The organism is Weissella sp. DD23 (assembly GCF_001579105.1).
Lineage (GTDB): Bacteria > Bacillota > Bacilli > Lactobacillales > Lactobacillaceae > Weissella > Weissella cibaria.
Window position 1 is genome coordinate 281729 of record NZ_KQ970391.1, and the last position, 673, is coordinate 282401.

Consider the following 673-nt stretch of genomic DNA (forward strand, 5'->3'; position numbering starts at 1 on the left):
GGCGAAGGATGCGTATGTTACGGATTACCAGCCAGATACGTACACGGTTGCGACATCTGATGCGGCAAAGGTAACGGTGAATGAAACGACGGGTGCATTGACGTACACGACGGTAAAGACGCCAACCGTCGCTGGTTACACACCGGATAAGACGTCAGTGTCAAATGAAGCGGAAGCAGTATTGAATACTGAGACGGGTGAGTACAGCTACGGACCAGTTTCAACGAAGGTTGTTTACACAATTGATGCTGTGCAAAAAGCATCATTGCATTTTGTAAATGATCCAAGTAATCGTGCTGACAAGGTGATTTCGGACGGTAAGGCATATGAAACGATTGACTTTGGTACGACGACGGCTGATTTGCATGTGCCAGGTTATAGTTATGTGATTACGGATGCGGACGGCAAGACATACGAGTCAATTGACGACTTTGTTTACACGGCCACGGAAACTGATTCACAGGACTACACGGTAACGTACACGGCATTGCCAGTCGAAGTTGCGGTGCACTACGACACAACTGAGTTAACAGCTGAGCAGAAGACAACAGTTAACGTAAAGGATGGCAAGATTACTGGTGTAACTGACGCCAAGTATGCAACGGCTAATGGGGCGACAACGGTACCAGCCGTGCCAGGTTATACGTTTACGGTAACTGACGCGACCGGAAAT

General features: G+C 48.1%; 1 protein-coding gene. It reads left to right on the forward strand.

Annotation, left to right across the window (positions count from 1 at the left end; all coding sequences use genetic code 11):
- Nucleotides 1–673: hypothetical protein (locus tag WEIDD23_RS13450; protein WP_197458791.1), on the forward strand; the 673-nt coding region annotated here is incomplete at both ends.